Here is a 7,824-nt window from a genome sequence, read left to right as displayed (position 1 = left end):
GCGGGCCGCCGCCGCCGCCGGCCTGTTAGTCAATGCGCGTCATATCCCGTTCGGGGTGACCGTACGCGAACTGGTTGGTCGGCGCGCCTTAAGCTTTATCGGGTGCCACATTATGAACGACGAGAGCGTGGTCTTTGGCTTGTCGCAGCCCACCCCCGCGCAGCGCAAAGCGGCCTACTGGCTGTGCGGCGCTGGCGTCGCGCTGATCTGGCCCCTCGGTACGCTAACCGGCGCGGCCGTCGGCAAACTGCTGCCGGCGCCGGAAACCATCGGGCTTGATGCGGTCTTCCCGGCGATCCTGCTGGCGCTGGTGATCCCGGCCTTTAAAAACCGCACTACGCTGATCCGCGCCGCCAGCGGCGCCGCGCTGGCGCTTGCCGCCGTACCGTTTGTGCCCACCGGGCTGCCAGTGCTGCTTTCGCTGTTCGGTTTACTGTCGAGGAAAAAATAATGGGCAATATGACGCTGTTTATCGCCGGTATCGCCATCCTGTCGCTGGGAACCTATCTGATGCGTCTCGGCGGCGCGAAGCTCGGCAATCGGCTGGCATTTTCCGAGCGCTCGCAGGCGCTGCTTTCCGATGCGGCGACGGTGCTGCTTTTTTCCGTCGCCCTGGCCACCACTTTCTATGAGGGCGCACATTTCGCCGGTATGGCGCGCGTTCTGGGCGTTGCTTTCGCTGTGTTCCTCGCCTGGCGCAAGGTCCCGCTGATCGGCGTGATTATCGCCGCCGCCGTGGTGACCGCGCTGCTGCGCCTGGCGGGTATAAACTAAAAAAGCGCCCTGAGGCGCTCTTTCGACAGTTGCTATACGCTTATTTGTTCAGTTCGGCAGTCATATGCACGCGGTTGCCGGTAAACGCTTCGGTGATTTTGTAAGACGAAGCGCCGGCAGCCTGCGCCTGTGCGGCGATTTTCGCTTCCGCGCCGTCCATTGTGGAGGCGGTTGCGGTCACGGTTTCAGCAGCGAAGGAAGCGAAAGAGGCGGCCATAGCGATTACTGCGACAAAAGTTTTGATGCTTTTCATGATATAAACCCTTTCATTTAGTTGTTTAGATAAGGCGCTGTGCCTTGATGTGTTAAATAGTATCCCGCACATCGCTAAACAAAAAGCGGAAGGATTTGCTGTCATTGTTCAAATTTATTGACCAATATTTAACCCGCAATTAAACGCTGCGGATGGGTGTAAACTGTCGCCCTGCCCGGCTTGCAAAAGCCCACCAGCGTCAGATTGCAGCGCTCGGCAACTTCCACTGCTAAGGTGGTGGCCGCCGAGACCGCGAACAGGATCTCGACGCCGCACATCGCCGCCTTCTGCACCATTTCATAACTGGCGCGGCTGGAGACCAGCGCGGCGCCATGCTGCCACCCCTCGCCGACTTCCGCCCGCCGGCCCAGCAATTTATCCAGGGCGACATGCCGGCCAACGTCTTCAAACCCCCCCGCCAGTTCGCCCGTCAACCGGACCCACGCGGCCGCGTGAGTACAGCCGGTGAGCCGGCCAACCGGTTGAAAGTCGTTAAGATGCGCCAGGGCCTGATCGAGATTGGCTAAATCGAACGACTGAGTGAACGGCAGCGGCTGGACCGGCTTACCAATATCATTGAGCTGCTCGACGCCGCATACGCCGCAGCCGGTGCGCCCGGCCAGCGCGCGACGCCGGGCTTTGAGGCCCATAAAACGCCGGCTGGAGAGCTCAATCTGCACCTCAAGGCCGTTGCACACCGCTACCACGTCCATGCCGAAAATCTCCCGCCGGTGCTCGATAATCCCTTCGGATAAGGAGAAGCCGACGGCGAATTGCTCCAGATCTTTCGGGGAGGCCATCATCACCACGTGAGAGATACCGTTGTAGACCAGCGCGACGGGCACCTCTTCCGCTAACTCATCTGGCTGAGGGTGTTGCAGATCCTCGCGTTTCCAGAGGGAGACCTGGCGATATCCTGTGATATTCGTCACATTTTTGATTTGTTCGAGAGGCTTCTTGTTCACTTTGCTTTAACCGTATTGGAACAGGCATACACACAATGTGGTATTCTGTTTTTATCCCTTCAGGAATGAGGGAAATTTGCCCTAATTCTGAACCTTTGCGGCCTTCACCGCAAAGTAAATAACTACATGTGACAATGTCGAAACAAGGAGCGAACCATGCAGGTCAGCAGAAGGCAGTTCTTTAAGATCTGCGCTGGCGGTATGGCGGGAACCACGGCAGCAGCGCTGGGCTTTGCCCCGGCAACTGCGCTCGCGGAGACACGGCAGTACAAATTGCTGCGCACGCGCGAAACCCGTAACACCTGCACATACTGTTCTGTCGGCTGTGGGCTGTTGATGTATAGCCTCGGCGACGGCGCGAAAAACGCCAAAGCATCCATTTTCCATATCGAAGGCGATCCGGATCATCCGGTCAACCGTGGTGCGCTCTGTCCGAAAGGGGCTGGTCTGGTGGACTTTATCCATTCTGAAAGCCGCCTGAAATTCCCGGAATATCGCGCGCCAGGCTCCGATAAATGGCAGCAAATCAGTTGGGACGAAGCGTTCGATCGCATCGCCAAGCTGATGAAAGAGGACCGCGACGCCAACTTTATCGCGCAAAACGACGCCGGCACCACCGTCAACCGCTGGTTGACGACCGGGATGCTGTGCGCCTCCGCCTCCAGTAACGAAACCGGCTATTTAACGCAAAAATTCACCCGCGCCCTCGGGATGCTGGCGGTGGATAACCAGGCGCGTGTCTGACACGGACCAACGGTAGCAAGTCTTGCTCCAACATTTGGTCGCGGTGCGATGACCAACCACTGGGTTGATATTAAAAACGCCAACCTGGTCGTAGTGATGGGCGGTAACGCCGCAGAAGCGCATCCGGTGGGGTTCCGCTGGGCGATGGAAGCCAAAATTCATAACGGCGCCAAGCTCATCGTTATCGATCCGCGCTTTACGCGTACGGCGTCGGTGGCTGATTTCTATACCCCGATTCGTTCCGGTACCGACATTACCTTCCTGTCGGGCGTGATCCTGTATCTGCTGAATAACGAAAAATTCAACCGCGAATACACCGAAGCCTACACCAACGCCAGCCTGATCGTGCGTGAGGACTATAGCTTCGACGACGGGCTGTTCAGCGGCTATAACGCAGAAAAACGTCAGTACGACAAAACCAGCTGGAACTATGAGCTGGACGAAAACGGCTTCGCCAAACGCGATACTACGCTGCAACATCCGCGCTGCGTCTGGAACCTGCTGAAGCAGCATGTTTCCCGTTATACCCCGGATGTGGTCGAAAACATCTGCGGTACGCCGAAGGCCGACTTCCTCAAAGTCTGTGAATACATTGCTGAAACCAGCGCGCCGGATAAGACCGCATCGTTCCTGTACGCTCTCGGCTGGACCCAGCACTCCATCGGTGCGCAGAATATCCGCACCATGGCGATGATCCAGCTGCTGCTCGGCAACATGGGGATGGCGGGCGGCGGCGTCAACGCCCTGCGCGGCCACTCCAATATCCAGGGCCTGACCGACCTCGGCCTGCTCTCCACCAGCCTGCCAGGCTACATGTCGCTGCCGAACGAAAAACAGGCCGACCTGCAGACCTACCTGACGGCTAACACGCCGAAGCCGCTGCTGAAAGACCAGGTCAACTACTGGGGCAACTATCCGAAGTTCTTCGTCTCCATGATGAAAGCCTTCTTCGGCGACAAAGCCACCGCGGAAAACAGCTGGGGCTATGACTGGCTGCCGAAGTGGGATAAGAGCTACGACGTTCTGCAGTACTTCGAGATGATGAATCAGGGCAAAGTGAATGGCTATATTTGCCAGGGCTTTAACCCGGTCGCCTCGTTCCCGAATAAAAACAAGGTCGTCGCTTCCCTGTCGAAGCTGAAGTTCCTCGTGACTATCGACCCGCTCAATACCGAAACGTCCACCTTCTGGCAAAACCATGGTGAGTCGAACGATGTCGATCCGGCGAAAATCCAGACCGAAGTGTTCCGTCTGCCCTCCACCTGCTTCGCCGAAGAGAATGGGTCTATCGTCAACTCCGGCCGCTGGCTGCAATGGCACTGGAAAGGCGCGGACGCCCCGGGGATCGCCGTCACCGATGGTGAAATTCTCGCCGGTATCTTCACTCGCCTGCGTAAGATGTATGCCGAAGAGGGTGGCCCGGCGCCGGAGCCGGTGCTCAACATGACGTGGAACTACTCCACGCCACACGAGCCGGCATCGGAAGAAGTGGCGATGGAAAGCAACGGTAAAGCGCTGGCGGATATCACCGACCCGGCAACCGGCGCGGTGATCGTCAAGAAAGGCCAACAGCTGAGCTCCTTTGCGCAGCTGCGAGATGATGGCACCACCTCCAGCGGCTGCTGGATCTTCGCCGGGAGCTGGACGCCGGAAGGTAACCAGATGGCGCGCCGCGATAACGCCGATCCATCCGGTCTCGGCAATACCCTGGGCTGGGCCTGGGCCTGGCCGCTCAACCGCCGCATCCTGTATAACCGCGCCTCCGCGGACCCGCAGGGTAAACCGTGGGATCCGAAGCGTCAGTTGCTGAAATGGGACGGCGCCAAATGGGGCGGCGTGGATATTCCGGACTACAGCGCCGCCGCGCCTGGCAGCGACGTCGGTCCGTTTATCATGCAGCCGGAAGGGATGGGCCGTCTGTTCGCTATCGACAAGATGGCGGAAGGACCGTTCCCGGAACACTACGAGCCGTTTGAAACGCCGCTCGGGACCAACCCGCTGCACCCGAACGTGGTCTCTAACCCGGCCGCTCGCGTCTTCAAAGGCGATCTCGAGCAGATGGGTAAGGCCGAGAAGTTCCCGTACGTCGGCACCACTTACCGTCTGACCGAGCACTTCCACTACTGGACCAAGCATGCGCTACTTAACGCCATCGCCCAGCCGGAACAGTTCGTGGAGATCGGGGAAAAACTGGCGAATAAGCTCGGCATCGGCCACGGCGATACCGTGAAAGTTTCCTCCAACCGCGGCTATATCAAAGCCAAGGCGGTGGTGACCAAACGTATTCGCACGCTGAAAGTTGACGGTAAGGATATCGATACCATCGGCATTCCTATTCACTGGGGCTATGAGGGCGTGGCGAAAAAAGGCTTTATTGCCAATACCCTGACGCCGTTCGTCGGTGATGCGAATACGCAGACGCCGGAGTTCAAAGCTTTCCTTGTGAACGTGGAAAAGGTGTAACGGAGACGACTTATGGCTTACCAATCGCAAGATATTATTCGTCGTTCCGCGACTAACGGTTTCACCCCCGCGCCTCAGGCGCGGGACCACCAGCAGGAGGTGGCGAAGCTTATCGACGTCACCACCTGTATCGGCTGCAAAGCCTGTCAGGTGGCCTGCTCCGAATGGAACGATATTCGTGATGAAGTCGGTCACAATGTCGGGGTGTATGACAACCCGGCGGACCTGACCGCCAAGTCATGGACGGTCATGCGCTTCTCGGAGGTGGAACAAAACGACAAGCTGGAATGGCTCATCCGCAAGGATGGCTGCATGCACTGCGCGGACCCGGGCTGCCTGAAGGCCTGCCCGTCAGAAGGCGCGATCATTCAGTACGCCAACGGTATTGTCGACTTCCAGTCCGAGCAGTGCATCGGCTGCGGCTACTGTATCGCCGGCTGTCCGTTCGATGTACCGCGTCTGAACCCGGAAGACAACCGCGTCTACAAATGTACCCTGTGCGTAGACCGCGTGACCGTCGGCCAGGAACCAGCCTGCGTGAAAACCTGCCCGACCGGCGCAATCCACTTTGGCTCCAAAGAGGATATGAAAACGCTGGCCGGCGAACGCGTGGCTGAGCTGAAAACCCGCGGTTATGACAATGCGGGCCTGTACGATCCGGCCGGCGTCGGTGGCACCCACGTCATGTACGTGCTGCACCATGCCGACAAGCCGAATCTGTACCACGGCCTGCCGGAAAACCCGGAGATCAGCCAGACCGTCAAGTTCTGGAAAGGCATCTGGAAACCGCTGGCGGCCGTCGGCTTCGCCGCGACCTTCGCAGCCAGTATCTTCCACTACGTCGGCGTCGGTCCAAACCGCGCGGAAGAGGAAGAGGACAATCTGCATGAAGAGAAAGACGAGGTGCGCAAATGAAAAGACGTGACACCATCGTGCGCTACACGGCGCCGGAACGCATCAACCACTGGGTCACCGCCTTCTGCTTCGTCCTGGCGGCGGTGAGCGGGTTAGGCTTTTTCTTCCCGTCCTTTAACTGGCTGATGCATATCCTCGGCACGCCGCAGCTGGCGCGAATTCTCCACCCGTTCGTCGGGGTGGTGATGTTCGCGTCGTTTATCATCATGTTTTTCCGTTACTGGCATCACAACCTAATCAATCGGGATGATATCTTTTGGGCGAAGAATATTCGTAAGATCGTCGTCAACGAGGAGGTGGGCGATACCGGGCGCTATAACTTCGGCCAGAAATGCGTATTCTGGGCGGCGATTATCTTCCTGGTACTGCTGCTGGTGAGCGGTGTGATCATCTGGCGTCCGTATTTTGCGCCGGCTTTCTCAATCCCGGTGATCCGATTTGCGCTGATGCTGCATTCATTTGCCGCAGTGGCGTTAATTGTGGTTATCATGGTGCATATCTACGCCGCCCTCTGGGTGAAAGGCACCATTACCGCGATGGTGGAAGGCTGGGTTACCAAAACGTGGGCGAAGAAACATCACCCGCGCTGGTACCGAGAGGTCCGCCAGAAACAGGAAAAGTCATCTGAATGAGTATTCGCATAATCCCGCAAGACGAGCTGGGTTCGAGCGAGAAACGCACGGCGGAAGCAATTCCGCCGTTACTGTTCCCCAGGCTGAAAAATCTGTATAACCGCCGCGCTGAACGCTTGCGCGAGCTGGCCGCTAATAACCCGCTAGGCGATTACCTGCGCTTTGCCGCGCTGATTGCCCATGCCCAGGAAGTAGTGCTGTACGACCATCCGCTGCAGATGGATCTCACCGCCCGCATTAAAGCGGCCAGCGAACAGGGCAAGCCGCCGCTGGATATCCACGTCCTGCCGCGCGACAAGCACTGGCACAAGCTGTTGCACTCGCTGATTGCCGAGCTGAAGCCGGAGATGAGCGGCCCGGCGCTGGCGGTCATTGAGAATCTGGAAAAAGCCTCTGAGCAGGAGCTGGAGCAGATGGCCAGCGCGCTGTTTGTTTCCGATTTCGCCTCCGTCAGTAGCGACAAAGCGCCGTTTATCTGGGCTGCGCTGTCGCTCTACTGGGCGCAGATGGCCAGTCTGATCCCAGGAAAAGCGCGCGCCGAATACGGCGAACAGCGCCAGTTCTGCCCGGTGTGCGGCTCGATGCCGGTCTCCAGCATCGTGCAAATCGGCACCACTCAGGGGCTGCGCTATCTGCACTGCAACCTGTGCGAAACTGAGTGGCACGTAGTACGCGTCAAGTGCAGCAACTGCGAGCAGAGCCGCGACCTGCACTACTGGTCGCTGGACAACGAGCAGGCGGCGGTGAAAGCCGAAAGCTGCGGCGACTGCGGAACCTACCTGAAGATTATGTATCAGGAGAAGGATCCGAAAGTCGAAGCCGTCGCCGACGATTTGGCCTCCCTGGTGCTCGACGCCCGCATGGAACAGGAGGGCTTCGCCAGAAGCTCAATTAACCCGTTCATGTTCCCCGGCGAAGGGGAGTAAGTTCTGCAGTATGATTTCGGGCGGCTCTTGTCGCCCGTTTTCCTTCTTGTGACACGAACGTGCGCAGGGATTATTCACACGCGTCACTGACCGTTATCAGAGGCCAACCTTTGGCTGGAGATATTCGTTTCAGACGAGTCTGTCGCTCACTT

The 7,824-nt window shown here is 58.3% G+C and carries 8 protein-coding genes; 6 read left to right on the top strand and 2 right to left on the bottom strand.

All coding sequences use genetic code 11. The features are described 5' to 3' along the window. A partial coding sequence (locus BHE81_RS28855) for an AzlC family ABC transporter permease (protein ID WP_228268728.1) occupies window positions 1–451 on the top strand: 451 nt, incomplete at its 5' end. Further along, entirely contained in the window at window positions 451–774 is a 324-nt protein-coding gene (locus BHE81_RS23105; protein WP_004146241.1) for an AzlD domain-containing protein, read from the top strand. The genes BHE81_RS28855 and BHE81_RS23105, both read left to right, overlap by 1 nt. 40 nt (window positions 775–814) lie before the next feature. Here BHE81_RS23105 and BHE81_RS23100 read toward each other — a convergent pair whose 3' ends face one another. Beyond that, window positions 815–1,027 carry a YdgH/BhsA/McbA-like domain containing protein gene (locus BHE81_RS23100; RefSeq protein ID WP_002882830.1) on the bottom strand — a complete coding sequence of 71 codons (213 nt, stop codon included), beginning with the start codon at window positions 1,025–1,027 and terminating at the stop codon, window positions 815–817. Between the two features lie 128 nt (window positions 1,028–1,155). Continuing rightward, window positions 1,156–1,992, bottom strand: coding sequence for a formate dehydrogenase accessory sulfurtransferase FdhD (gene fdhD, locus BHE81_RS23095; protein WP_023302329.1), 837 nt, complete (start codon window positions 1,990–1,992; stop codon window positions 1,156–1,158). A 156-nt stretch (window positions 1,993–2,148) separates the two neighbouring features. Here fdhD and fdnG point away from each other — a divergent pair, with 156 nt between their 5' ends. Genes fdnG through fdhE form a run of 4 tightly spaced genes read left to right on the top strand, consistent with a single transcriptional unit; the run spans window position 2,149 to window position 7,672 of the window. Further along, window positions 2,149–5,199, top strand: a complete 3,051-nt coding sequence (gene fdnG, locus BHE81_RS23090) for a formate dehydrogenase-N subunit alpha (RefSeq protein ID WP_085921749.1) — start codon at window positions 2,149–2,151, stop codon at window positions 5,197–5,199. Window positions 5,200–5,211: 12 nt separating this feature from the next. After that, window positions 5,212–6,114 (top strand): formate dehydrogenase subunit beta, encoded by a 903-nt coding sequence (gene fdxH, locus BHE81_RS23085; protein ID WP_002882822.1) that lies wholly within the window; start codon window positions 5,212–5,214, stop codon window positions 6,112–6,114. Then, a complete protein-coding gene (gene fdoI, locus BHE81_RS23080) occupies window positions 6,111–6,746 on the top strand; it encodes a formate dehydrogenase cytochrome b556 subunit (protein ID WP_002882818.1) in 636 nt (211 codons plus the stop codon). Before fdxH ends, fdoI begins: the two co-directional genes overlap by 4 nt. Further along, window positions 6,743–7,672, top strand: coding sequence for a formate dehydrogenase accessory protein FdhE (gene fdhE / locus BHE81_RS23075; RefSeq protein WP_004150358.1), 930 nt, complete (start codon window positions 6,743–6,745; stop codon window positions 7,670–7,672). Before fdoI ends, fdhE begins: the two co-directional genes overlap by 4 nt. Window positions 7,673–7,824 lie beyond the last annotated feature (152 nt).

It is taken from the genome of Klebsiella sp. AqSCr, from assembly GCF_008452795.1.
In the GTDB taxonomy this organism is placed as follows: Bacteria; Pseudomonadota; Gammaproteobacteria; order Enterobacterales; family Enterobacteriaceae; genus Klebsiella; species Klebsiella pneumoniae.
This window is presented reverse-complemented; position numbering and strand designations above follow the sequence as displayed.